Source organism: Providencia sp. PROV205, assembly GCF_028479505.1.
Lineage (GTDB): Bacteria > Pseudomonadota > Gammaproteobacteria > Enterobacterales > Enterobacteriaceae > Providencia > Providencia huaxiensis.
On sequence record NZ_JAMPNU010000028.1, the window covers coordinates 31,719 to 54,299 of the forward strand.

Here is a 22,581-nt window from a genome sequence, read left to right on the forward strand (position 1 = left end):
AGTGCCAATTTAATTAGTTGGCACCGTTAAAATTGTGATATTAAGCGATTATCTGAATAAATTGATAAAAATAGAACAAAAACAAGGCCCAACCTACCCATAATACGGGTAAGCTAGGTTACTTAAGTTATAAATTATTCTTTGTACATTGATTCAATTTCTAATTGATAGCGCTCAGAAATAATTTTACGTCGCAGCTTTAAAGTCGGTGTTAATTCGCCTTTTTCCATTGAAAAAGTTGTGGGTAACAAAGTAAAGCGCTTAACTTGGTGGAAGTTTTCGATATTTTTCTGTAAATCTCTTAAACGGTTTTCAAATAATGCCACAATATTCGAGTCTTTTAAGAGTTCTAAACGATCCCGATATTTCAAATTTATTGAGTTCGCATATTCTTCTAGGCTCTCATAGCAAGGTACGATCAGCGCTGAAACAAACTTGCGTGCATCGGCAATGACTGCAATGTGCTCAATAAACTTGTCTTGCCCTAATACGCCTTCAATCATTTGTGGTGCAATATATTTTCCGTTAGACGTTTTCATTAAATCTTTTAGTCTATCTGTAATATATAAATTGCCTTGTTCGTCAATTTTCCCTGCATCACCCGTTTTAAGCCAGCCATCTGCTGTAAACGTATCTAAGGTTTCAATCGGGCGGTTGTAATAGCCTTTCATAACCACCGGCCCTTTCACTTGTATTTCATCGTCCCTGCCAATACGCACTGAAACAGAAGATAGCGGTGTACCAATCGAGCCTAATGGGTATTTGCCCTCTTCCCAGCAAGATACCGTGGCGCAGGTCTCTGACATACCATAGCCATATTTGATGTTTACCCCTGCGGAAAGGAAAAACGCAATCACATCGTCATCTAGACGAGCGCCTGCGGCTGGCATGAAGCGAATTCGTCCACCTAATCCTTCACGAATTTTATTGAGTACCAGTTTATCGGCTATCGGGAAAATAGCGCGGTTAATAAAAGAGGGTTTGCGGCCTTTAGCTAAGGCTTTCACACGCTGCTTGCCAAGAGATATTGCGCAGCGAAATAGCGCTCTACGCACTAGAGGCGCTTTTGCTACTTTACTTTGTATTGCTGAATAAACTTTTTCATAAAAACGAGGAACCGCACACATCACTGTTGGTTTTATCTCAGCTAACGCTTCCCGGACCTGATTGGTGTCCGTTAAATAAACGTTTAGTGCGCCAACGTGCATAACGTAAAAGCTCCACGCACGTTCAAAAACATGTGAAAGTGGTAAGAAACTTAAAGAGACATCATCAGCAGTTAGTTGTAATCGTTCGTCATGGAGATACAGTTGCGCAGCCATGTTGTAGTAATCCAACATAACGCCTTTTGGTTCTCCGGTGGTGCCTGATGTATAGATGATGGTGAATAAATCACTGAGATTATGTGCAGCGATGCGTTCATCAAGTTCTGCTTGGTATGTCGCTTGTGATTGCGCCATAAAGGTGGATAAATGCAATGTGTCGATTGAGATATCAGCTAACTCAACATTGTCATTCATCGCAACAATCGTCGTTAATTGAGGGCAAAGAGCGGGTAATTGGCATGCAACTTGATATTGCGCATCGTCCCCAACAAACAGCACTCTAATATTCGCGTCATTAATAATATACGCGGCTTGCTCGATACTGCTAGTTGCATAAAGTGGCACCGTGACTGCCCTAATTTGTAGCGCGGCAAAGTCAACCAATGACCAGTTCATACTGTTATGGGCAAATAACCCAATATTTTCTTGTGCGATAACGTTTAATGCTAAGAGACGCAGAGAAATCGCTGATGTACGATCGCCTACCTCACCCCACGTTAATGAGCTTCGTTGCCCGTTATCCCATTGACTGAAAGCTATCCGGTTCGCTGATTCGTGTGCAGTGACCCTGCTACGTAAGCGATTAACCAAGTGGTATGGATATAGATTTTCAGTAATCAAAGTGTATTCCCTATAAGTCATTATCGATATAAGTTACCCGGCACATTCACAAGCACTTAACCATTCTTATTATTTCAGCTTACAAGTGTTAGCTGAATATTCGCAGTGTATCGACTAAAGAGATGCGTGAAAAGCATTTATATGTAAATTTTTTGCAAATGTTATGTCTGCAACAAAACACATCATAGGGCTAACTATAATGAGTTAATTACCTTATTGGTGTGTATATTTATAGGTGCGTCTGCAAGAACATAGAGATTGTAAGCCTTAACAAAATGACTATTTATTTTTCATCATGTCTAGGACAGCCTACAACCTCTCACAATGTTTAAATAGGCGTTCTACGCTGCTGCGGCTTGTTCAGGGAGTTCTTCAATCAATTGGTTAAATTGAGATTTCATCCATTGATGGCCTTTATCTCTAACCGTTGATTCATGCCACGTTAAATAGCAAGGTAGTGAGTCCCTAAGCCAAGGTAATGTTAATGTACGTAATTTCAGTTGGCCAAAGTAATGACCCACTAGCCATTTGGGTACAATAGCCACGAGATCCGTTTGAGCAACAATGCTCAATACACTATTTAAGTCAGTACCTTGATAGCTAATCGTATGCGATAACTCAGTATTATTGTAATAAGGTTTACTAAATGACCCCATGTTATCCATCGACATAATGGCATGACGTTCATTATTTAGTTCAATTTCAGAAATTGAATTACCAATACGTGGATGATGATTTGCAACTACTAAGACCAATTCATCATCAAATAAAACTTGATGTTGGAACTCTGCCTTTTCTAATTGGTTATAGCCAAGGAAAAAATCCATTTCTTGGTATTTTAATTGATGAGCAATCTTATTATCCATGAAAGAGTGGATAACTATATTAATATTAGGCGAGACTACCTTAAATTTTTCGACAATAATAGCAGCCAGACGAATGTCTAATGGCGAACAAATAGATAAATTAAATACTCGCTCACTATTTTGCGGATTAAAGCCTGCACTAGGTAACTCATTATGAACTAATTGTAATGCTTGCCTAATAGGCCCGAACAGTTGCTTAGCACGAGATGTCGGCTGAATACCACGCCCATAGCGCACAAACAATTCATCATTAAACATTGATTTTAAACGTGAAACTGCATTACTCACTGCAGGCTGAGACATCCCTAGAACTTGCGCCGCTTTTGTTACGTTTTGCATCTGCATCACTACGTCAAAAACCGTTAATAGGTTGAGGTCAACATTACGCAAATGAATATCGCTACTGTCTTTTTTAGCTGTTGAAATTGTATCAAAATCAGTCATTTTTTACTCCACTAATATATTTATCATTTTTCATTAACGAAAAGAGTCATTCATCTTAAAAACCGACGAATATATAAATTCATTAAATATTATTCTTAAAACAACTTATAGATAATAAGCTATTTCGCTTTCCCTGCATTTATTAAAACGACGTTTATATTACTTAACCTATTAATTAAACTTGCAGTATAAATATCATTATAAAACGTAAATATTCATCAACATAATGAATGATAACCACTTATTAGCCTTTCGCTCACTCACCATAAAAATAATAAAGCAATTTTTGCAAGAAATCATAATAAATCGCATTTAGAATCAATAAATATTCTCATTATCAGATTATTTTTTAAATACTCATTTATTAGATAATTAACTTAATTAAAAAGTATTGGCGAAGATGATTTATTCCCTGTATTGAGTCTCACTTCACATCAAAACAATAAAAACCACATAAAAATCAATGAGTTTAATCAAAACAACACTCAACCACACTTAACGAAAGAATTTTACCCTTATAACTACATAGAAATCCAGATAAAACAGAAGAGATACACCAAAAAAATAGCAACAACCACCAAGCGAGAGCCATAATTCATGATTGGTAAAAATATGCTAAAAATCTATGATTGACATTAACTTTAAGATAACGTATCAATAAATACAGTTTGATTAAGATACTCAAGAGAGACAGTTAAAATGACATTTTCTATTCGCCTACTAAGCCTACTACTACTCGCATTAAATTTGCGCGGTATGCTTATGGACGAAAAATAGAAATAAACTGTCCACAAACATGAAGAACCCGCGCAACCCGCGGGTTTTTTTATGCCTGCGGCTTTGGAAGAACATAACGCTAAGTAAAAACAAAATTCGATATGAGGAACACAATATGAGCAACCAAGTCATTATCTTCGATACCACCTTACGCGACGGTGAGCAGGCATTACAGGCAAGTTTGTCAGTCAGAGAAAAATTACAAATCGCCTTCGCATTAGAGCGTTTAGGCGTTGATATCATTGAAGCTGGTTTCCCAGTCTCTTCACCGGGTGACTTCGAATCTGTTCAAACTATCGCGAGAGAAATAAAAAATAGCCGAATTTGCGCATTAGCGCGTTGTATTGAAAATGACATTGATGTGGCCGCCGAGTCATTAAAAGTTGCCGAAGCTTTCCGTATTCATATTTTCTTAGCCACCTCCAACTTGCATATGGAGAAAAAATTAAATAAATCATTTGATGGTGTAATGGATATGGCAATCAACTCCATCAAGCGCGCTAGACGCTATACCGACGACGTTGAATTCTCCTGTGAAGACGCCGGCCGTACTGATCCCGACAATTTGTGCCGCATTGTAGAAACCGCGATTAATGCAGGCGCAACCACGATTAACATTCCAGATACTGTCGGTTATACAACACCTTACCAGTTTGGTGGTATTATCACTGATTTGTATAACCGAGTGCCTAATATTGATAAAGCCGTTATTTCTGTTCATTGCCATGATGATTTAGGGATGTCCGTTGCTAACTCAATCAGTGCCGTGCAAGCCGGTGCCCGCCAAGTAGAAGGTACCATCAACGGCTTAGGTGAACGCGCAGGCAATACGGCATTAGAAGAAGTGATTATGGCCATTAAATTGCGCGAACAAATGTTGAATGTGCATACCAATATTAATCACAAAGAAATTTACCGTACCAGCCAATTAGTTAGCCAATTATGTAATACACCAATCCCAGCCAATAAAGCGGTTGTCGGCAGCAACGCATTTGCTCACTCATCAGGAATTCACCAAGATGGTGTGCTGAAAAACCGTGAAACCTACGAAATTATGACGCCAGAGTCCATTGGTTTAAAAGAACAGCAATTGAATTTAACCTCACGTTCTGGCCGCGCCGCTGTTAAGCACCGTATGGAGGAGATGGGGTATCACGAAGGTAAAGATTTCAAATTGGATGAATTGTATACTGCATTTTTGAATTTAGCCGATAAAAAAGGCCAAGTCTTTGACTATGACTTAGAAGCTTTGGCTTTCTTCACAAAACAACAAGATGAGACTGACCACTTCGTCATGGACTATTTCAGTACACAATCAGGCTCGAGTATCGTCGCAACAGCGACAGTCAAAATGCAGTGTGGCGATGAAGTAAAATCTGAAGCGGCAACCGGCAATGGCCCTGTTGATGCTATCTATCAAGCCATCAGCAACATTACCCAATTCCCTATGAAATTAGTCTCTTATCAGTTATCGGCTAAAGGCCACGGTGAAAATGCATTAGGTCAAGTGGATATCGTGGTTGAGTGCCATAACCGTAAGTTCCACGGGATGGGGTTAGCGACAGATATCGTCGAATCATCAGCAAAAGCCATGGTGCATGTGTTGAATAGCATTTGGCGCTCAGAGCAAGTTGAAAAAGAAAAACAAAAAATAAATCAAGAATCACAATCAAACACAAAGGAAGCTGTTTAACAATGTCTAGTTATAAAATTGCCGTATTACCGGGTGATGGCATCGGTCCAGAAGTGATGGCGCAAGCTCACAAGGTTTTAGCTGCTATCAGCAAACGTTTTGCAATAACAATCAACACCACTGAGTATGATGTGGGCGGTGCGGCAATCGACAAACACGGTGAGCCATTACCACAGGCCACTGTAAAAGGTTGTGAGGAAGCTGATGCTGTCTTATTTGGTTCTGTCGGTGGGCCGAAATGGGAACACTTGCCACCCGACAGCCAGCCTGAGCGTGGTGCATTATTACCTTTACGTAAGCATTTTAAATTATTCAGTAATTTACGCCCTGCTCGTTTATATCAAGCATTAGAAGCATTTTGCCCATTACGTGCAGACATCGCAGCTCAAGGCTTTGATATTCTTTGTGTGCGTGAATTAACCGGTGGGATTTACTTCGGTCAACCCAAAGGCCGTAAAGGTGAAGGCCAAGAAGAGTATGCATTTGATACTGAAGTTTATCACCGCTATGAAATCGAGCGCATTGCACGTATTGCGTTTGAATCGGCTCGCAAACGTAATAACAAAGTCACATCAATTGACAAAGCAAACGTATTGCAAAGCTCAGTATTATGGCGTGAAGTGGTCAATCAAATCGCAAAAGAATATCCAGATGTTGAAGTCAGCCATATGTATATTGATAACGCGGCCATGCAAATGATCAAAGCCCCATCTCAGTTTGATGTGGTGTTATGTTCTAACTTGTTCGGCGATATCATTTCTGATGAATGTGCGATGATCACTGGCTCCATGGGCATGCTGCCTTCTGCGAGCTTGAATGAAGCAGGATTTGGTTTGTATGAACCTGCGGGCGGCTCTGCACCAGATATTGCTGGAAAAAATATTGCTAACCCAATCGCACAAATTTTATCTGCTTCCATGCTGCTAAGATTTAGCTTAGACCAAGCCGATGCCGCAGATGCCATCGAACGCGCAGTCAATAAAGCCTTAGAAGAAGGTTATAGAACATCAGACTTAGCAGGTGCAGGTCAGTCAATAAGTACCAGTGAAATGGGCGATATTATTGCTCGTTATATTGCAGAAGGGGTTTAACATGGCCAAGACTTTATATCAAAAATTGTATGATGCCCACGTTGTCCGTGAGGTCGAAAATGAAATCCCTTTGATTTATATCGATCGCCATTTGGTGCATGAAGTGACATCACCTCAAGCCTTTGACGGTTTGAGAACTAAAAACCGCCCGTTGCATCAGCCAAGTAAAACATTTGCAACAATGGATCACAACGTATCGACACAAACCAAAGATATCAATGCTTGTGGTGATATGGCCCGCATTCAAATGCAAGAATTAATGAAGAACTGTAAAGAGTTCGGCGTAACTTTGTATGATTTGAATCACCCATACCAAGGTATTGTCCATGTGATGGGGCCTGAGCAAGGTATTACTTTGCCCGGTATGACCATTGTATGTGGCGATTCCCACACCGCAACCCACGGTGCATTTGGCTCATTAGCCTTTGGTATCGGAACATCTGAAGTTGAGCACGTGATGGCGACTCAAACGCTGAAACAAGCACGCGCTAAAACAATGAAAATTGAAGTCGTAGGCAAAGCTCCAGCAGGTATTACCGCAAAAGATATCGTGTTAGCCATTATCGGTACAACTGGCAGCGCAGGCGGTACTGGCTATATTGTTGAATTTTGCGGTGAAGCCATCGAAAACTTGAGTATGGAAGGCCGTATGACTGTGTGTAATATGGCTATCGAGTTAGGCGCAAAAGCCGGGATTATCGCACCGGATGAAACCACCTTTGCCTATATGAAAGGCCGCCAATTTGCACCTAAAGGCCAACAATGGGACGATGCAGTTGCTTATTGGAAAACATTAAAAACCGATGACGATGCTGAGTTCGATAAAATCATTACAATTCAGGCTAGTAGCATCGCACCACAAGTTACTTGGGGAACCAACCCTGGGCAGGTGATTGCCATCAACCAACCGATCCCTGCTCCTGAGTCATTTGCAGACCCCGTTGAGCGAGCATCTGCTGAAAAAGCATTAGCTTACATGGGGTTAGAGTCTGGCATTAAATTATCTGACGTCAAAATTGATAAAGTCTTTATTGGCTCATGTACGAATTCACGTATTGAAGATTTACGTGCTGCCGCTGCAATTGCCAAAGGCAAAAAAGTGGCGAATGGCGTACAAGCCATTGTTGTTCCCGGATCTGGCCCAGTTAAGGCCCAAGCTGAGCAAGAAGGTTTGGATAAAATCTTTATTGAAGCAGGCTTTGAATGGCGCTTGCCAGGCTGCTCCATGTGTTTAGCGATGAATAATGACCGTTTAAACCCAGGCGAGCGCTGTGCATCAACCAGTAACCGTAACTTTGAAGGCCGCCAAGGTCGTGCTGGTCGTACTCACTTGGTTAGCCCAGCAATGGCAGCCGCTGCGGCGATTAATGGCCATTTTGCTGATGTACGTGATATTCAAATCTAAGGAGAAAAATGATGGAAAAGTTTATTACACACGTCGGGATTGTCGCTCCTTTAGATGCAGCAAATGTTGATACTGATGCCATTATCCCTAAGCAATTTTTACAAAAAGTCACGCGGACGGGTTTTGGCCAACATTTGTTTAATGACTGGCGTTTTTTAGATGAGAACGGGCAACAGCCTAATCCTGATTTCGTATTAAATAAACCAGTTTTCAAAGGGGCAAGTATTTTATTAGCTCGTGAAAACTTTGGTTGTGGCTCATCTCGTGAGCACGCACCTTGGGCATTAACTGACTTTGGTATTCAAGTGGTTATCGCCCCAAGTTTTGCTGATATTTTTTATGGTAACTCGTTCAATAACCAATTATTACCAATTAAATTAAGTGAAACCGAAGTGGATGAGCTGTTTAATTATGTTAATAGCCATGAAGGTTGCCAATTTACGGTGGACTTAGAAGCCCAAACCGTGACCGCAGGAGATAAAACCTATCATTTTGAAATCGACAGCTTCCGCCGCCACTGCATGATGAATGGTTTGGATAGCATTGGTTTGACACTGCAACATGTCGACCAAATCAAGGATTTTGAAAGCAAGATCCCATCATTTATGCAATAAATCCTTTTCTACGCCTACTTTGGTGGGCGTAGTTCCTCTTTTAGCTCTAATTCTCCAACTAAACCGCCTACTTCGCACCAAAAATGCGGAATTAATCCTTATTAACAAATTTACGACCTAAAAGTACTTCCCCATTAAATTCTTCCTGTATAATTAACTCAAATATCTTTCGACGACACCAATACCACTACAAATTACATACTTTTGGCTTTTGGCTTTTGGCTTTTGGCTTTTGGCTTTTGGCTTTTGGCTTTTGGCTTTTGGCTTTTGGCTTTTGGCTTAACTATTTTTTCTAAATAGTTTGTGTTGTGGCAAGGCGGCAAACGAGGATATCCCTAGGAGCATACACCAGTATGTGACTAGGGTAGCGGAGTGAAGCCAACACAGCCACGGCGCAAAATATGACGAAAAAATAAGTATGTGACGGCGATAGCTGAGCGCAGCCAACACAGCCACGGCGCAAAATATGACGAAAAAATAAAAAAAAGCCGGTAAAAACCGGCTCGGTGATAAACACCATTACTCTAAATGGGGGAGTCGGTCGGCAACATGCAGACCAAACGAGCTACTTACTGCCTTCTATTATCGTGAGATTTTAGGAAATTAAAATTGATGTGTTTTTTGCCGGAGTTCCTCTTTTATGTCTAATTCTCGATTACAAACCCAATTTATTCGTCTCTGGCAACATTTTCAGGGCCAAGACAGTGAAACAACGCTGCAAGATATAGCTGATACGCTGTTTTGCTCTCGCCGTCATGTTCGGACACTGCTTAATAATATGCAATCACACGGTTGGCTTAGCTGGCAAGCAGAGTCTGGTCGAGGAAAGCGCTCCACTCTTATTTTCCATGTTAATGGCTTAGAGCTACAACAGGCACAGGCTGAACAATTACTCAAAGAAGAAAGTATTGAGAAATTGGTTGCACTGGTTGGTGATAAGGAAACCATTCGCCAAATGGTATTGTCTGAACTGGAACGCAGCTATCGACAAGGTAAAAACTTATTACGGATTATTTATTATCGTGATTTTCCGACACTGCTTCCCGGTGCGCCAATGCGCCGCTCAGAAATTCACTTAATGAGCCAAATATTTAATGGCCTTACCCATATAAATGAGGAAAAAGGGGAAGTGGAAAATGGCCTTGCCCACCATTGGCAGTCCGTCAATGAGACCCAATGGCGTTTCTATTTACGCCCCGCTATTTATTTCCATCATGGGCGAGAAATGGTTGCTGACGATATTATCTATTCCCTTTTACGCTTAAAAACCTGTTGGCCTCTGTTCTCTCATATACAATCCGTCAGCTCACCACACCCTTATGTTATTGATATCACGTTAAGTGAGCCTGATAAACAACTGCCTTGGTTGTTAGGCAGCCATCATGCGGCTATTTTACCGAAGGAGTGGGAGAGCCTAGAAAATTTTAGCCGTTGCCCAATCGGCACGGGTCCTTATCAAGTGGAAAAAAACTTGCCACAAAAACTCACTATTACGGCTTTTGACCGCTATTTTGGTTATCGTGCGCTGCTTGATGAAGTGACTATTTGGGTGGTTCCTGAACTCTCAGAACAAATGGTTTGTACGACATTAAAAATGGATGGTGATAAGCACCATAATGGCTCGCTCGAAAGCCGTATGGAAGAAGGCTGTTATTTTCTGTTAATGGACCAGCGTTCAACCATTACTCAGCGTGAAGATGTCCGTAAATGGTTGTGTAGCTTTTTAACCCCAATTAACCTGCTTGCCCACTGTGAGCCGTTTTATCAGCGCCATTGGGCCCCTGCTTATGGCCTGTTACTCCATTGGCACCACAGTAAAATGCTAACCTTGTTCCCTAAGCCTGAAGATTTAACAGAGCTAACTGTCACTTTTTATCGCAACCACCATGAGTTCTATGCGATTAGCCAAATCATGAAACGCGTGTTGCAGCAGCAAGGTGTGGAGCTCAAGATCAATATTATTGATTACGATGATTGGTTTAATGGCAATGGGCAAAGTGATATCTGGTTAACAACCGCTAACTTTTTTAAACCTCTTGAGTTTTCCATTTTTGCAACCTTGTACGAAATGCCGTTGTTACGTCAGTGCCTTAATAACCCCCTCAGTGATGAACTCAATCTATGGCGTAATAACCAATTAGATGTTGAAGCTTGGTGTGAAAGCTTAATTGACTCACAAATTTTTCACCCCATCTTTCATCATTGGCTCGAACTGCAAGGCCAAAACACCATGCGCGGTGTACGGATGAACACCTTTGGCTGGTTTGATTTTAAATCCGCCTGGTTTAAACCTTCTGAGGATAACCTAACAAAATATTGATAGTTATGAACAGATAAAATGAATAATAAGGATGTTATTCACTTTTTCTGTGGATATCCATGTGAACAACCTCATGGTAATCAGGGTATATCCCCAAATCACTTTTTTATCAGAAAAAAGAAAAATTAAATAATCACTGATAAATCAAATAAATAAATAACGAAAAATCAGTTTATCCACTGACTATTTTTTTTACTAAAATGCCTAAGACTTCAACTGAGCAAAGATCAAACAACGTTGTATTTATCCACAAGATATGTGCTTAACTTACTCATATTCTGTGACTCTCGTCATAAAAACCGTTTCGTCAAGGCTGTAAATACACACAGTAATCTCGATTTTTCACAGTTATCCAGAAATCCTGTGGATAACCTAGTGCATGATCCTGTGATTATCTTGGGATGAACTTGAATAACCTCTGTAATAATTTATAATTCAGATAAATAAATAACATTATATTCATATATATCATATGGTTAAAAATACCATAGAAAAAGTGTTATACTTCTTAAGTTATATGTATTTCCACTGGCTACTTTTTATACATTACTATTCAAACCATGACGCCATTTATTGCACCGCCACCACCAGATAACGAAGCGACCTTAATGGCCCGAGCGCAAGCTCTTGCTGGCTACACGCTTGGTCAACTCGCCCAACATGCAGCGATCCCTATTCCTCCTGATCTCAAGCGAGACAAAGGCTGGGTTGGCATGTTATTGGAATATTATTTAGGCGCGAGCGCGGGAAGTAAGGCAGAGCAAGATTTCGCCCATATTGGTATTGAATTAAAAACTATTCCTATTGACCGTCATGGTGCTCCACTCGAAACCACCTTTGTTTCTGTTGCACCGTTAACGGGAAATAGCGGCTTAACATGGGAAAATAGCCATGTTCGTCGCAAACTATCCCGTATTTTATGGTTTCCTATCGAAGGGGAAAGGCAAATTCCGCTCTCACAGCGCCGAGTCGCAAACCCATTAATCTGGAGCCCCTCCCCCTTAGAAGAGCAGTTACTACGACAAGATTGGGAAGAGTTAATGGATCTCATTGTGTTAGGCAAAGTGGAAAGTATCACTGCACGTCATGGGCAGGTATTACAGATCCGTCCTAAAGCGGCGAACAATAAAGCATTAACTGAAGCTATTGGTGAGTTTGGTCAACCTATTATGACGCTACCTCGTGGCTTTTATCTAAAAAAGGATTTTACAGGCCCGCTGTTAGCACGGCATTTTAGTTTATCTTAATCAACAAGGTGTCGCCTGTACCAAAGCAGACGATAAAAATTTATCACTGTTTCATTGTAGAAGGTGCACAGATGTTTGAGTGGATACTCGACCCCAATGCATGGATGGCACTTGCCACCCTAACCATATTAGAAATTGTCCTAGGCATCGATAATATTATTTTTCTGAGTATTGTGGTGAGCAAGCTTCCGAGCCACCAGCAAAATAGTGCCAGACGGACAGGCCTTATTGCAGCAATGGTGATGCGCCTTGCGCTATTGGCTTCGATTGCTTGGTTATCACGCCTTACCACCCCACTTTTTACAGTTGCTGACCATGTGGTATCTGCACGCGATCTCATATTATGCGCAGGTGGAATATTCCTTATTTGGAAAGCAAGCCAAGAAATTTTTGAAACCATTGAAGGAGAAGGTGAAAATAATCTAGCCAATAAGAAAGTGAGCTCATTTTGGGGCGCTATCGTACAAATTGCTTTATTAGACATTATCTTCAGTTTAGATTCAGTGATCACCGCGGTGGGGCTTTCAGACCACTTATTTATCATGATGGCAGCAGTGGTCATCGCTGTACTCATTATGATGCTTGCGGCCAAACCCATTGGCGACTTTGTTGAACGTTACCCTTCCGTAAAAATCTTGGCCTTATCATTTTTGATTTTAGTTGGCTTCACATTGCTGCTTGAAAGTGTTCAAGTCCATGTTTCTAAAGGCTACATTTATTTTGCTATGTTTTTTTCTATGGCAGTGCAAGTTCTCAATATCTTGCGCAGTAAGAAATGGAAAAACAGAAACCAAACTGATTAAGATGGCAATCTAACCGCTTGTTTAGCCGCTAAAATAGCCCCTTCTACCGCTTTTTTTGCTTGTGGGCTATTTTTCCAGCAGCTTGAGCCTGTTAATGCGGCTCCAGAAATTAAAATTTCATCATAGGAGGCTTCACTTAATTGTGCGAGTGAACTAAACCCCATTTGTTCTAAACGGCTAATCACCATGGGGCCAACACCTTTGACAGCCAATAAAATCTGTTTTTCTGATTCGGAAAATGCCATTTGACGATCCTCTTGTGAATGAATTGATATTTATTAAGCGAATATTTTGCATTTTACCTATTTAATACTTTAAAATTGCAACTATAACAATGCCAGTTTTAATAATTATTAACTGACCTATCTTATCACCCATCTGTACCTGCTTTGTGTTAGGAATTCACCATGTATAACGCGCCACTGACCAACCCACATCAACACACGATGCAATTACCTGATAGCCGTCAATTTTGCTGGTTTGAGTCGGGCCCTAAAACAGGCTTTCCTGTTATTTTTTGTACCGGTGCGGGTATGAGTGGTTCATTAGGATTTGGTTTGGATTTACTCGAACAACTGAATATTCGTTTGATTGTTCCTGAACGTGCGGGGCTTGGTGAGTCAACATTTCACCCTGAAAAATCATTAAAAAATTTTGCTATGGATGTTCAAGCACTGTTAGATAAGCAGTCCATTACTCAATATTCTGTCATCGGTTTTTCTCAAGGTGCTGTTTTTGCCATGGCTATCGCTCACTATTGCCAACCTATCTCACTGTCTATTGTGTCAGGGCAAGACCAATTTGAATACCCTGCAACTCGCGCAATACTCAGTGCTGATATCGTGAACATGCAAGAGCAAGCCCTTAACAGCCCTGAAGCGCTGTCTGATTGGCTATTAAAAAATGTCACTGGTGAGTGGCTATTGGCGTTTATTCTTAATTGCAGTGCAGAAATCGACCAACAACTCTACAATGAAGAACATTTCCTTGAGGCATATAGCCATTGCATGCGACGTGCTTTCGCCCAAGGCAACCAAGGATATGTTCAAGACTTATTAATTGCATTGCAGAAATGGGAATTCGCCCCTGAAACGACCTGCGTGCCCGTCTCTTTATGGTATGGCGAACTCGATATGAGCACAGTCCATTCCCCTGATTTTGGCAAAATATTAGCCAGCCGTTTTCCCAATTGCCAACATCATTTATTAAGCGATGAGGGAGGCTCACTACTTTGGACACAAGCGGAAGCTATTTTAGCCGATATTCAGCAGCATGCTGCATAAGCAAAAACCGCGATGAGTTATTCATCGCGGCTATTATTTACACCCTAAATTCACATGAGTGAATTAACGATAGACAATCCCACCGTCAGTCAAAATAGATTGACCAGTAATATAGTCAGAGTCATCGCTTGCTAAGAATGCCACTAGACCCGCGACATCATCAGGGGTTTGAGCACGACCAAGCGCGATCCCTTCAACATATTTTTTGTAAGTTTCACCTTTTGGCGCTCCTGTAATTTCAGCGAAGCGCTCATCGATTTCCACCCACATATCAGTACCAACAATACCAGGGCAATACGCATTCACCGTTATACCTGAGCTTGCGTATTCTTTGGCCGCGGCTTGGGTTAACGCACGAACCGCAAATTTAGTTGCAGAGTACACACCTAACATCGCGAAACCATCATGCCCTGCAATAGAGGATGCATTGATGATTTTCCCTTTATGTTTACGTTCTTGGAATTTCTCGCTCGCGGCTTGAATACCCCACATGGTGCCATCTACGTTAATTTTGAATATTAAATCCATATCTTCTTGGCGAACATCAGCGATTGGCTTAACTTGTGCAATCCCTGCGTTGTTAATCATTACATCAAAACCACCTAACTCCGCTTCTGCATGAGCCACCGCGGCAAAGACTTGGTCACGCTGACTGATATCTGCAGCAAATGTGGTAACTTTACGGCCTAATGCTTCAATTTCTTTGGCAACATCTTGGAGTTTGTCTTTTTTCAAATCCACCAGTGCGATATCAGCCCCTTCTTTCGCTAAACGCAGTGCGATACCACGACCAATACCCTGCGCTGCACCAGTAACTAAAATAACTTTATTATTTAACGCCATACTTATCTCCTACTGAATAATAGCCAAATTGACTAGTCCACCAATCCTCATAAGTTAACAATAATAACAACAAGTTACAAAGTAATGATTTTTACCTACTATTCCTAACTAATAAAAAACATTTCACTATTGAGACTGTGAATATTTTTTATTTACCAAAGAAAAAGGTATGAATAATGAAATTCGAAGATAATCTTTAATAAAAATCATTCTCAATAAGATAAACAAAAAATGCTATTCCTTTAACTTTGTACGATTAACAAACGATTTAATGAGGTTTGAATATAAAAAAGCCACCGAGTAGGTGGCTTTTGTTCGCGTAAACGTTAAATTGTTTATTTTTTAGCGGCTTGAATATATAACATTTCTAATGCGATAGATGCGGCGGCTAATGCTGTGATCTCAGATTGGTCATAAGCGGGAGCGACTTCCACTAAATCCATACCCACGATATTTAATGACTGTATTCCACGCAATAATTTCAATGCACGATCTGACGTTAAACCACCAATAACAGGGGTTCCCGTTCCCGGCGCAAAGGCAGGGTCAAGGCAGTCAATATCGAAAGTCAGATAAACAGGCATATCGCCAACAATCTCTTTGATCTGTGCAACCATGTCATCCACACTGCGATCATTCACCTGAGCTGCATCCAATACAGTAAAACCATTGTCGCTGTCATGTTCAGTACGAATACCAATTTGCACTGAATGATTTGGGTCGATTAGGCCTTCTTTTGGCGCATGATAGAACATGGTTCCGTGGTCAAACTTGCTACCATTACCGTAAGTATCTGTATGTGCATCGAAATGAACTAAGGCCATTTTCCCAAAGTGTTTCGCATGAGCACGCAGCAATGGCAATGTAACGAAGTGGTCGCCACCAAAGGTCAAGCAACGTTTACCTGATTCAAGCAGTTTTTCAGTATGGGCTTGCAGTTTGTCACTCATATCTTGTGCATCACCGAAAGCAAATACCACGTCACCACAGTCAACCACATTTAAACGTTCAGTTAACTTAAAGTTCCATGGCCAGCGGTGGCTTTCCCACGCAAGATTCGTGGAAACTTGGCGAATTGCAGCTGGCCCATGACGGCTACCAGCACGACCAGAGGTTGCCATATCAAACGGTACACCGGTGATCACCCACTCTGCATCTGAGCTATAAGGCTGAAAATTCAGCGGAAAACGTAAGAAACCAAATGCGTTAGAAACCAGTGAGTTATCAACTTGATTACCTAAAGTACTATTAATCATTTCTGTTCCTCAAAACGGGCCGGCCCATTAGCAAGCCCTTTTAATATTCAATTCGAATAGTTTTTACCTAATTAACTTCGCACAGTATAAATAATAAACAAATCATATTATTTGCACAAAGTTATTATCTGTTCAGTATCTTAATACGTTATGACTCATATAGTGCGCTAAATAGTTCGTGCTGTCGCTAGGCGGCAAGATGAGCCAATCCCTAGGAGCATACACAAGTATGTGACTAGGGTTGGCAAATGCAGCCAACAACGCGACGGTGCGAAATATAACGCGCATTGAGCATTTATTCGTCTTCGAGATAAGTATACCCATACAAACCATTCTCGAACTCTTCGACAAAGTCTTTTTGCAACTGCTCACTCAAACCCGTGCCTTTTACTTGCTCTGTGAAACTTTCTAATAGGACTTCAGGGACTAATTTAACGTATTGCAGCATATCTGCCACAGAATCGCCCTCTTCACTTTGCAAGTAACGCAGGTTACCTTGGCTATCAACCCAGACATCTATTGCGGCAGTATCACCAAATAAGTTATGCATATTTCCTAAAATTTCCTGATACGCGCCAATCATAAAGAAACCTATCATCGGCGGGTTTTCAGGGTCATAAGCCGGCATTGGCATTGTGGTTTCAACGCCATCACCATCAACGTAGTGGTCAATAATACCATCAGAATCACAGGTGATATCTAACAATACCGCACGGCGGTCTAATGGTTTATCTAACCCTTCAATCGGTAATACTGGGAACACTTGGTCAATTCCCCAAGAGTCTGGCAGCGATTGGAATAAAGAAAAGTTCACATAAAACTTATCAGCCATACGCTCTTGCAGTTCGTCGATGATTGGACGATGAGCACGATTGCTTGGGTCGAGATCTTGCTGGATACGACGGCAAATATTCAGGTATAGCTCTTCTGCCCATGCACGTTGAGTCAAATCTAACACGCCATGTGCATACTGAGTGTGCGCTTCTTGTAAGTCGAATTGGCTATCATGCAACCATTCACGTAATGAACGGCTATTGCCCTGATGCTGCATCGACTCCCAGGTATCCCATAAGGAAATTAATGAACGCGGTGCATCTTCATGTGGCGGTGTTGTTTTGGTAAATTCATTGCGTTCAACCCCAATCACATTGGAGACTAAAACGGTATGATGAGCGGTAAGTGCTCGGCCAGACTCCGTGATCACCGTTGGGTGCGGTAAATTAAACTCTTCACACGCATCCCCAATCGCCCAAATGACGTTGTTAGCGTATTCATTTAAGCCATAGTTGACGGAGCAATCGGATTGAGAACGAGTGCCTTCATAATCAACACCAAGGCCACCGCCCACATCAAAGCACTGGATATTGACACCTAAGCGATGCAATTCCACATAAAAGCGGGCTGATTCACGGACACCAGTGGCAATATCGCGAATATTGGCCATCTGAGAGCCTAAATGGAAATGAAGCAACTGCAAACTATCTAGGCGATTTGCATTGCGTAAAATTTCCACTAACTGTAATACTTGGGTTGCAGCCAAACCAAATTTAGATTTTTCACCACCACTTGCTTGCCACTTACCTGAGCCTTGAGAAGCCAAACGGGCGCGAACCCCTAAGCGTGGCGTGACATTTAAGCTTTCCGCTTCTTTTAACACCATCTCAATTTCAGACATTTTTTCGATAACAAGGTAAACCTTATGACCCAATTTTTCCCCAATTAACGCTAATCGGATATATTCACGGTCTTTATATCCATTACAGACGATAACGGTTTGTGTTTTACCTGCGTTCGCTAAAACTGCCATTAACTCAGCTTTTGAGCCAGCTTCAAGCCCTAACGGTTCCCCAGAATTAACTAATGATTCAATGACTCGGCGTTGTTGGTTAACTTTTATTGGATAAACCAAAAAGTAATCGCCTTTATAGCCATAAGACTCACGTGCGCGTCTAAATGCTGCGTTTATTGAACGCAAACGGTGCTGTAAGATTTGCGGGAAACAAAACAGTGCAGGTAAGCGTAAATGCTCCTGCTCTTCTTTCACTTGATTAACAAGGTCAGCTAAATCAACAAAGGTGTCAGGGTTCTCAGGGTTCGGGCAAACACAGACATTTCCGCGCTCATTCACCTGATAGTAACCACCACCCCAATACGCGATGTTGTACGTCTGACGCATTTTGCGAGCGATATTATCATTCATAATAAACTCCTTTATGGAGGGGTGAGTGACGCGTTCTCCTTCCTGATGTATGTCAGTGAAGACATAACACTGCAAGGCAGTTATGTTGGGGAAACGGCAATACTCAGATTTTAATAAAAAGTGCTTAGAACTTCTAAACAGTGACAATATACGACCTTAAGCTGACAGATTAATGACTCAGCCTCGAAGGTGTATTAAAGATGTGACGGTAACTTCGTGATGAAGTAAAGAATGACAGGAAAGTAAATGCCAAAGTCACGCGGCGGTCCGCATATGACGGTTGGATACTGTTATTCAGTAGATTATGGATCATTACCCATTAACCCCCAATATAACTGTTTACCCTTTTAAAATTTCAATGTGGTAGCACTATTTTGGCAGGTTGACCTGTTGATTTAAGCTATATCACCTTATTTTTTATTGAAATTCAAAAGCTTATAAACATTCCTGATAGATAGCAGTCATTTTATATTATCCTGCTGGTATATAACGGGAAATAACAACCATCCGTTACGGTCGCAGTTTATACATCTATTACGCTCAAAAAGCAAAACCAAAATGACTAAATTGCGATAAAACTTTACCTATTGCTGTTTTATGTCCCTATTCGTTTTTTGTATAAATACAGGTAGAAATTTTTACTGTATGGGACTAAAATAGCCGTCTAGATGTTAAAACATCCAATTATAAATTTGCGAATTCTTAAGGTATTAATCTCATGGCTACACATCTCTTTACTTCTGAGTCTGTATCAGAAGGGCATCCAGATAAAATTGCTGATCAAATCTCTGACGCAGTACTTGATGCTATTCTGGAACAAGACCCGAAAGCTCGCGTTGCCTGCGAAACCTACGTCAAAACAGGTATGGTAATGGTCGGGGGAGAAATCACCACCAGCGCTTGGGTTGATATTGAAGAAATCACGCGCAAAACTGTTCGCGAAATTGGCTATACCAGTTCCGAAATGGGCTTTGATGCCAATTCATGTGCCGTTTTAAGTGCGATTGGTAAACAGTCGCCCGATATCAACCAAGGTGTTGACCGTGTTGACCCATCAGAACAAGGCGCGGGTGACCAAGGCCTGATGTTTGGTTATGCAACCAACGAAACTGATGTATTAATGCCTGCTCCTATTACTTATGCACACCGCTTAGTGCAGCGCCAAGCAGATGTTCGTAAAAATGGCACGTTGCCATGGTTACGCCCTGACGCGAAAAGTCAGGTTACTTTCCAATACGACAATAATAAAATTGTGGGTATTGACGCTGTTGTTTTATCTACTCAACATTCTGAAGATATTCAACAAAAAGACCTGCATGAAGCCGTGATGGAAGAAATCATCAAGCCAGTTCTCCCTGCAGAATGGTTATCAAAAGAGACAAAATACTTTATTAACCCAACGGGCCGTTTTGTTATCGGTGGTCCTATGGGTGACTGTGGTTTAACAGGCCGTAAAATCATTGTAGATACCTACGGCGGTATGGCTCGCCATGGTGGTGGGGCATTCTCTGGTAAAGACCCATCAAAAGTTGACCGTTCAGCAGCCTATGCAGCACGTTACGTGGCAAAAAATATTGTCGCAGCTGGCCTTGCAGACCGTTGTGAAATCCAAGTTTCTTACGCTATCGGTGTCGCAGAACCTACCTCGATTATGGTAGAGACGTTCGGCACAGGTAAAGTTGATGAATCACTGTTAATCCAATTAGTTCGTGAATTCTTTGACTTACGTCCTTACGGCTTAATTAAGATGCTGGATTTATTACACCCTATTTACCAACAAACTGCTTCATATGGCCATTTTGGTCGTTCTCAGTTCCCTTGGGAAAAAACGGATAAAGCAGAAGCATTGCGCGCCGCTGCGGGCTTGTAATTACTTTAGTAAATAAATTACATACAAAAAAACCCATCATTTGATGGGTTTTTTATTGCTCACAATGAACGATTAATTTTTTTGCGTAAACTGAAAAATTGCCATTCCAGCAACCATCGCTAATGTGAATATTATTCCTTGCGTTAATCCCATTCCTGTTAACAATAATGCAGGCCCTGGGCAGATCCCGGCTAGCCCCCACCCCACACCAAATAACACACTTCCAGTGACTAGTTTTTTATCAATCGTTTGATTTGTGGGTATTTGTAATGGGCAGTTAAGTAGGCTAACAGAACGTTTTTTGACCCATAAAAAAGTCATTCCACTAATTACCATTCCAACGGCCATCGTAATTAATAAAGAAGGATCCCACGTTCCAGTAATATCTAAAAACGCTAAAATTTTTGCTGGGTTTCCCATTCCGGCAATGACTAATCCTAGGCCAAATAATATCCCTGAAATTAATGCGATAAGAATAGGCATTGCTTTATCTCCCTATCCCAAAATGGTTGGCTAGAGCGACAGTCACAAAAGCAACGATCATAAAGAGCAATACTGCAACAATGGAACGACGGGATAACCTTGCCATACCGCAGATCCCATGACCGCTAGTACAGCCACTTCCCAGCCGTGAGCCAAAGCCGACAAACAGCCCAGCTAAAACTAAAATAGGTGTGCTGGTCGCAATGTTAACTTCAGGTGTATACACCAACCATGTAAATAACATTGGAGCGCTCATCAGGCCAATAATAAAAGCCACTTTCCACGCTGTATCCCCCTTAGTCGGTTTCAACAACCCGCCTAGGATACCACTGATACCGGCAATACGACCGTTAAATACTAATAAAATTGCAGCGGCTAAGCCAATCAACACTCCCCCAACTGCGGCAGACAGTGGCGTAAAATTAGCCCAATCTATGGTCATTTCATTTCTCCTTCACGGGGCAATAAAGCTGATATAACGTATTGAGCAGCGTAAATAATTTCTCATCTGCAATCGCATAGTAAATACGCTTTCCTTCTCGGCGCGTCATCACTAAGCCTTCATTACGCAATACCGTTAATTGTTGAGAGAGTGTCGGTTGTAATATTCCTAGCTGCTCTTCTAACTCACTAACGCAGGCTTCACCCTGTGTTAACTGGCATAGTAAAATTAAACGATCTGGATTCCCTAGTGTTTTCAGTAACGAAGCTGTTTCTAACGCGGCCTGCTTCATCGCTAACAGTTGCTGTTCAGAGGTATTATTGTGCATATGTTATGTCTGACATTTATTATATAAAAATACAATATATCTTTCGGTATAATGTATGTCAATTATTGCTTGTTTATGTCCATTACCTTCACGTATCCTTTACCCCATGAAAACAATCCGTGTGCCACTCTTTTTACAGCAACAAGTCATGCGCATATTGCGAGAAAAGCTCGCACTTGCAGAGCACAAACTCGAGCAGTCATTTTCGGAACCAACGGTTAATTACAAGCAACGAGGGACAACCGCGGGGAGTGCTTATTTAAAAGAATGGGAAATCCGCCTTAACCCCAGTTTACTCATCGAAAATACAGAACAATTTATTGATGAGGTTGTGCCTCATGAATTAGCACATCTGTTGGTTTTTCATGTATTTGGCCGCAAAGGTATCGCTCCACATGGCAAAGAATGGAAATGGATGATGCAACATGTACTGGAAGTCACTGCGAAACGTACACACAACTTTGCGGTTACAACAGTAAAAAGTCGAACATTTCGCTACCGTTGTGCCTGTGAAATGACCCATGAATTAACCATACGCCGTCATAACAAAGTGTTACGGGGTGAGAACCAATATTTATGTCGAAAATGTGGGGAAGTGTTAAAACAAGAAGAGATTTCTATCGTTGCGACAGAAAATTAGCTTTTCTGCCGCATCAAGTTTGAGGTGTGC

19 protein-coding genes are annotated in these 22,581 nt (G+C 41.3%); 10 read left to right on the plus strand and 9 right to left on the minus strand.

Translation table 11 applies throughout. The features are described 5' to 3' along the window. Window positions 1-134: 134 nt before the first annotated feature. Both PR800_RS16185 and leuO read right to left on the minus strand, forming a co-directional pair. Window positions 135-1,967, minus strand: a complete 1,833-nt coding sequence (locus PR800_RS16185) for an AMP-dependent synthetase/ligase (protein ID WP_272531140.1) — start codon at window positions 1,965-1,967, stop codon at window positions 135-137. A gap of 320 nt (window positions 1,968-2,287) precedes the next feature. Beyond that, window positions 2,288-3,256 (minus strand): transcriptional regulator LeuO, encoded by a 969-nt coding sequence (leuO, locus tag PR800_RS16190; protein WP_102137382.1) that lies wholly within the window; start codon window positions 3,254-3,256, stop codon window positions 2,288-2,290. A gap of 892 nt (window positions 3,257-4,148) precedes the next feature. Here leuO and leuA point away from each other — a divergent pair. The 7 genes from leuA (at window position 4,149) to PR800_RS16225 (ending at window position 13,206) form a co-directional block, all read left to right on the plus strand. Continuing rightward, window positions 4,149-5,726: a 2-isopropylmalate synthase gene (gene leuA, locus PR800_RS16195; protein WP_166267630.1), complete on the plus strand. Its 1,578-nt coding sequence runs from the start codon at window positions 4,149-4,151 to the stop codon at window positions 5,724-5,726. Between the two features lie 2 nt (window positions 5,727-5,728). After that, a complete protein-coding gene (leuB, locus tag PR800_RS16200; protein WP_181488268.1) occupies window positions 5,729-6,817 on the plus strand; it encodes a 3-isopropylmalate dehydrogenase in 1,089 nt (362 codons plus the stop codon). Window position 6,818: 1 nt separating this feature from the next. Then, the gene (leuC, locus tag PR800_RS16205) at window positions 6,819-8,222 is read left to right on the plus strand and encodes a 3-isopropylmalate dehydratase large subunit (RefSeq protein WP_210848575.1); all 1,404 of its coding nucleotides are present in this window, start codon (window positions 6,819-6,821) and stop codon (window positions 8,220-8,222) included. An 8-nt stretch (window positions 8,223-8,230) separates the two neighbouring features. Further along, a complete protein-coding gene (leuD, locus tag PR800_RS16210) occupies window positions 8,231-8,836 on the plus strand; it encodes a 3-isopropylmalate dehydratase small subunit (RefSeq protein ID WP_166267626.1) in 606 nt (201 codons plus the stop codon). A gap of 640 nt (window positions 8,837-9,476) precedes the next feature. Beyond that, entirely contained in the window at window positions 9,477-11,156 is a 1,680-nt protein-coding gene (gene sgrR, locus PR800_RS16215; RefSeq protein ID WP_102137377.1) for an HTH-type transcriptional regulator SgrR, read from the plus strand. 560 nt (window positions 11,157-11,716) lie between these two features. Beyond that, complete coding sequence (gene mutH, locus PR800_RS16220) at window positions 11,717-12,403, plus strand: DNA mismatch repair endonuclease MutH (protein WP_206276814.1); 687 nt, start codon at window positions 11,717-11,719, stop codon at window positions 12,401-12,403. A 71-nt stretch (window positions 12,404-12,474) separates the two neighbouring features. Then, window positions 12,475-13,206 carry a TerC family protein gene (locus tag PR800_RS16225; protein WP_272531141.1) on the plus strand — a complete coding sequence of 244 codons (732 nt, stop codon included), beginning with the start codon at window positions 12,475-12,477 and terminating at the stop codon, window positions 13,204-13,206. Here the strand turns inward: PR800_RS16225 and PR800_RS16230 are convergent. Next, window positions 13,203-13,451 carry a helix-hairpin-helix domain-containing protein gene (locus tag PR800_RS16230; RefSeq protein WP_166267618.1) on the minus strand — a complete coding sequence of 83 codons (249 nt, stop codon included), beginning with the start codon at window positions 13,449-13,451 and terminating at the stop codon, window positions 13,203-13,205. The two genes, PR800_RS16225 and PR800_RS16230, sit on opposite strands and share 4 nt — an antisense overlap. Window positions 13,452-13,613: 162 nt before the next feature. Between PR800_RS16230 and PR800_RS16235 the strand changes: the two genes are divergently transcribed. After that, window positions 13,614-14,489, plus strand: a complete 876-nt coding sequence (locus PR800_RS16235; RefSeq protein ID WP_102137373.1) for an alpha/beta fold hydrolase — start codon at window positions 13,614-13,616, stop codon at window positions 14,487-14,489. 63 nt (window positions 14,490-14,552) lie between these two features. Here PR800_RS16235 and PR800_RS16240 read toward each other — a convergent pair whose 3' ends face one another. The 3 genes from PR800_RS16240 to speA form a co-directional block, all read right to left on the minus strand. Next, a complete protein-coding gene (locus PR800_RS16240; protein WP_102137372.1) occupies window positions 14,553-15,332 on the minus strand; it encodes an acetoin reductase in 780 nt (259 codons plus the stop codon). A 335-nt stretch (window positions 15,333-15,667) separates the two neighbouring features. After that, the gene (speB, locus tag PR800_RS16245) at window positions 15,668-16,588 is read right to left on the minus strand and encodes an agmatinase (RefSeq protein WP_210848574.1); all 921 of its coding nucleotides are present in this window, start codon (window positions 16,586-16,588) and stop codon (window positions 15,668-15,670) included. Between the two features lie 295 nt (window positions 16,589-16,883). Next, on the minus strand, window positions 16,884-18,788 hold the full coding sequence (gene speA / locus PR800_RS16250) for a biosynthetic arginine decarboxylase (protein WP_102137369.1): 1,905 nt from the start codon (window positions 18,786-18,788) through the stop codon (window positions 16,884-16,886). Between the two features lie 718 nt (window positions 18,789-19,506). Between speA and metK the strand changes: the two genes are divergently transcribed. Continuing rightward, a complete protein-coding gene (gene metK / locus PR800_RS16255) occupies window positions 19,507-20,658 on the plus strand; it encodes a methionine adenosyltransferase (protein ID WP_047755768.1) in 1,152 nt (383 codons plus the stop codon). 72 nt (window positions 20,659-20,730) lie between these two features. Here metK and PR800_RS16260 read toward each other — a convergent pair whose 3' ends face one another. Genes PR800_RS16260 through PR800_RS16270 form a run of 3 tightly spaced genes read right to left on the minus strand, consistent with a single transcriptional unit; the run spans window position 20,731 to window position 21,911 of the window. Further along, the gene (locus PR800_RS16260; protein ID WP_102137368.1) at window positions 20,731-21,141 is read right to left on the minus strand and encodes a DUF6691 family protein; all 411 of its coding nucleotides are present in this window, start codon (window positions 21,139-21,141) and stop codon (window positions 20,731-20,733) included. A gap of 4 nt (window positions 21,142-21,145) precedes the next feature. Continuing rightward, window positions 21,146-21,583, minus strand: coding sequence for a YeeE/YedE family protein (locus PR800_RS16265; RefSeq protein ID WP_272531142.1), 438 nt, complete (start codon window positions 21,581-21,583; stop codon window positions 21,146-21,148). A gap of 1 nt (window position 21,584) precedes the next feature. Then, a complete protein-coding gene (locus PR800_RS16270) occupies window positions 21,585-21,911 on the minus strand; it encodes an ArsR/SmtB family transcription factor (RefSeq protein ID WP_102137366.1) in 327 nt (108 codons plus the stop codon). A 106-nt stretch (window positions 21,912-22,017) separates the two neighbouring features. Between PR800_RS16270 and PR800_RS16275 the strand changes: the two genes are divergently transcribed. Continuing rightward, window positions 22,018-22,551, plus strand: a complete 534-nt coding sequence (locus tag PR800_RS16275) for a SprT family zinc-dependent metalloprotease (RefSeq protein WP_272531147.1) — start codon at window positions 22,018-22,020, stop codon at window positions 22,549-22,551. Window positions 22,552-22,581: the final 30 nt, after the last annotated feature.

Coding starts and splice junctions, on each gene's coding strand:
- PR800_RS16225 (WP_272531141.1), top strand. CDS start 12,475: ATGTTTGAGTGGATACTCGACCCCAATGCATGGATGGCACTTGCCACC.
- leuA (WP_166267630.1), top strand. CDS start 4,149: ATGAGCAACCAAGTCATTATCTTCGATACCACCTTACGCGACGGTGAG.
- leuC (WP_210848575.1), top strand. CDS start 6,819: ATGGCCAAGACTTTATATCAAAAATTGTATGATGCCCACGTTGTCCGT.
- speB (WP_210848574.1), bottom strand. CDS start 16,588: ATGATTAATAGTACTTTAGGTAATCAAGTTGATAACTCACTGGTTTCT.
- PR800_RS16240 (WP_102137372.1), bottom strand. CDS start 15,332: ATGGCGTTAAATAATAAAGTTATTTTAGTTACTGGTGCAGCGCAGGGT.
- PR800_RS16275 (WP_272531147.1), top strand. CDS start 22,018: ATGAAAACAATCCGTGTGCCACTCTTTTTACAGCAACAAGTCATGCGC.
- PR800_RS16235 (WP_102137373.1), top strand. CDS start 13,614: ATGTATAACGCGCCACTGACCAACCCACATCAACACACGATGCAATTA.
- PR800_RS16265 (WP_272531142.1), bottom strand. CDS start 21,583: ATGACCATAGATTGGGCTAATTTTACGCCACTGTCTGCCGCAGTTGGG.
- metK (WP_047755768.1), top strand. CDS start 19,507: ATGGCTACACATCTCTTTACTTCTGAGTCTGTATCAGAAGGGCATCCA.
- speA (WP_102137369.1), bottom strand. CDS start 18,788: ATGAATGATAATATCGCTCGCAAAATGCGTCAGACGTACAACATCGCG.
- sgrR (WP_102137377.1), top strand. CDS start 9,477: ATGTCTAATTCTCGATTACAAACCCAATTTATTCGTCTCTGGCAACAT.
- mutH (WP_206276814.1), top strand. CDS start 11,717: ATGACGCCATTTATTGCACCGCCACCACCAGATAACGAAGCGACCTTA.
- PR800_RS16185 (WP_272531140.1), bottom strand. CDS start 1,967: ATGACTTATAGGGAATACACTTTGATTACTGAAAATCTATATCCATAC.
- leuB (WP_181488268.1), top strand. CDS start 5,729: ATGTCTAGTTATAAAATTGCCGTATTACCGGGTGATGGCATCGGTCCA.
- leuO (WP_102137382.1), bottom strand. CDS start 3,256: ATGACTGATTTTGATACAATTTCAACAGCTAAAAAAGACAGTAGCGAT.
- PR800_RS16270 (WP_102137366.1), bottom strand. CDS start 21,911: ATGCACAATAATACCTCTGAACAGCAACTGTTAGCGATGAAGCAGGCC.
- PR800_RS16230 (WP_166267618.1), bottom strand. CDS start 13,451: ATGGCATTTTCCGAATCAGAAAAACAGATTTTATTGGCTGTCAAAGGT.
- PR800_RS16260 (WP_102137368.1), bottom strand. CDS start 21,141: ATGCCTATTCTTATCGCATTAATTTCAGGGATATTATTTGGCCTAGGA.
- leuD (WP_166267626.1), top strand. CDS start 8,231: ATGATGGAAAAGTTTATTACACACGTCGGGATTGTCGCTCCTTTAGAT.